This is a genomic window from Streptomyces prasinopilosus, assembly GCF_001419695.1.
Classification (GTDB): Bacteria; Actinomycetota; Actinomycetes; order Streptomycetales; family Streptomycetaceae; genus Streptomyces; species Streptomyces prasinopilosus.
On record NZ_LIRG01000414.1, the window covers coordinates 1 to 2,454 of the forward strand.

Sequence of the window (2,454 nt, forward strand, 5' to 3'; positions counted from 1 at the left end):
CCGAGGCGCGGGCCGCCCGCTGCCGCTCCTCCGGGACCTCGCCGTACAGGGTGGTGCGGGGCCTGGCCGGGCGGCCCGCCGCCTCCGCCACCGCGATCAGGTCCTTGACCGACTTGTACGAGCCGTAGGAGGAGCCCGCCATCCGGGAGATGGTCTCCTCCATGAGGGTGCCGCCCAGGTCGTCGGCGCCGGAGCGGAGCATCTCCGCCGCGCCCTCCGCGCCCAGTTTCACCCAGCTGGTCTGGATGTGGGGGATGTGCGGGTGGAGCAGGAGGCGGGCCATCGCCGTGACCGCGCGGTTGTCGCGGGCCGTCGGGCCGGGACGGGCGATGCCGGCCAGGTAGACGGGGGCGTTGGTGTGGATGAAGGGGAGGGTGACGAACTCCGTGAAGCCGCCGGTGCGCTGCTGGATGCCGGCCAGCGTGCGCAGGTGCCCCAGCCAGTGCCGGGGCTGGTCGACGTGGCCGTACATCATCGTCGAGGAGGAGCGGATGCCCAGCTCGTGGGCCGTCTCGACGACCTCGATCCAGGTGGCCGCCGGCAGTTTGCCCTTGGTCAGGACCCAGCGGACCTCGTCGTCGAGGATCTCCGCCGCCGTGCCGGGGATGCTGTCCAGGCCCGCCTCCTTGGCGGCGGTCAGCCACTCCCGGATCGACAGGCCGGTGCGGGTGGCGCCGTTGACCACCTCCATCGGGGAGAAGGCGTGCACGTGCATGCCGGGGACGCGTTCCTTCACCGCCCTCGCGATGTCGAAGTACGCCGTGCCGGGCAGGTCGGGGTGGATGCCGCCCTGCATGCAGACCTCCACCGCGCCCACCTCCCACGCCTGCTGGGCCCGGTCGGCCACCTGGTCCAGGGAGAGCGTGTAGGCGTCGGCGTCCGTGCGGCGCTGCGCGAAGGCGCAGAAACGGCAGCCGGTGTAGCAGACGTTGGTGAAGTTGATGTTGCGGGTGACGATGTAGGTGACGTCGTCGCCGACCGCCGACCTGCGCACGTCGTCCGCGATCCGGCACAGGGCGTCCAGCGCCGGGCCGTCGGCGTGCAGCAGGGCGAGTGCCTCGTCGTCGGTCAGCCGGGTCGGGTCGTCGGCCGCCGTCCCCAGGGCCTGGCGCACGTCGGTGTCGATGCGTTCGGGGCGCATGCCGGGGGCGGCGGCCTCGCGCAGGGCGCCCCAGTCGCCGTACACCTCGTCGAAGTCGTCGCGGCGGTCGGTGGTGCGGCCCTCGGTGTCGATGGTGCGGTGCAGGTCGGTGCGGCCGGTGGCGGTGAACGCCTCGTCCGGCTCCTGCCACGGCCGGCCCTCGACCACCGCGTCCTCGCGGGCCAGGCCCGTGTCCGGGTCGGCGAGCGCCGCCACGTGCGGGCGCAGCCGCGGGTCCAGCCAGGGCTCGCCGCGCCGGACGAACTCCGGGTAGACGCAGAGGCGTTCCCGCAGCTCGAAGCCGGCCGCGCGGGACCGCCGGACGAGTTCGTCGATCTGCGGCCAGGGGCGCTCGGGGTTCACGTGGTCGATGGTGAGCGGGGAGACGCCGCCCCAGTCGTCGATGCCGGCCGCGATCAGCCGCTCGTACTCGGAGTCGACGAGGTTGGGCGGGGCCTGGATGCAGGCGGTGGGGCCGAGCACGTGCCGGGCGACGGCGACCGCGGCGATCAGCGCGTCGAGTTCCGCGTCCGGCATGCCGCGCATCGCGGTGTCCGGCTTGGCGCGGAAGTTCTGGATGATCAGCTCCTGGATCCCGTGGTGGGCCCGGGAGACCTTCCGCAGCGCGAAGAGGGACTCGGCGCGCTCCTCGTACGTCTCCCCGATGCCGATGAGGACGCCCGAGGTGAAGGGGACCGAGGAGCGGCCCGCGTCCTCCAGGACGCGCAGGCGGACGGCGGGTTCCTTGTCGGGCGAGCCGTGGTGCGGGCCGCCGGGCTCGGACCACAGGCGGGTCGCGGTGGTCTCCAGCATCATGCCCATGGACGGCGCGACCGGCTTGAGGCGCTGGAAGTCGGTCCAGGTCAGCACGCCCGGGTTCAGGTGGGGCAGCAGGCCCGTCTCCTCCAGGATGCGGATGGAGATGGCGCGGACGTAGGCGATCGTGTCGTCGTAGCCGTGCGCGTCGAGCCACTCGCGCGCCTCGGGCCAGCGGTCCTCGGGCTTGTCGCCTAGGGTGATGAGGGCTTCCTTGCAGCCGGCGGCGGCGCCCTTGCGGGCGACGTCGAGCACCTCGTCCGGCGACATGAACATCCCGTGCCCGGCGCGGCGCAGCTTGCCGGGCACGGTGACGAACGTGCAGTAGTGGCACTTGTCCCGGCACAGCCGGGTCAGCGGGACGAAGACGCTCTTCGAGTAGGTGATCACCCCGGGCCGGCCCGCGGCCAGCAGGCCCGCGTCCCGGACCCGGGCGGCCGAGGCGCACAGGTCCTCCAACCGCTCCCCGCGCGCCTGGAGCAGGACGGCCGCCTCGG

General features: G+C 73.4%; 1 protein-coding gene. It reads right to left on the reverse strand.

The genetic code is table 11. The features are described from left to right. On the reverse strand, nucleotides 1-2,454 hold a 2,454-nt coding region (locus AOK18_RS17905), incomplete at both ends, for a bifunctional FO biosynthesis protein CofGH (RefSeq protein WP_055695030.1).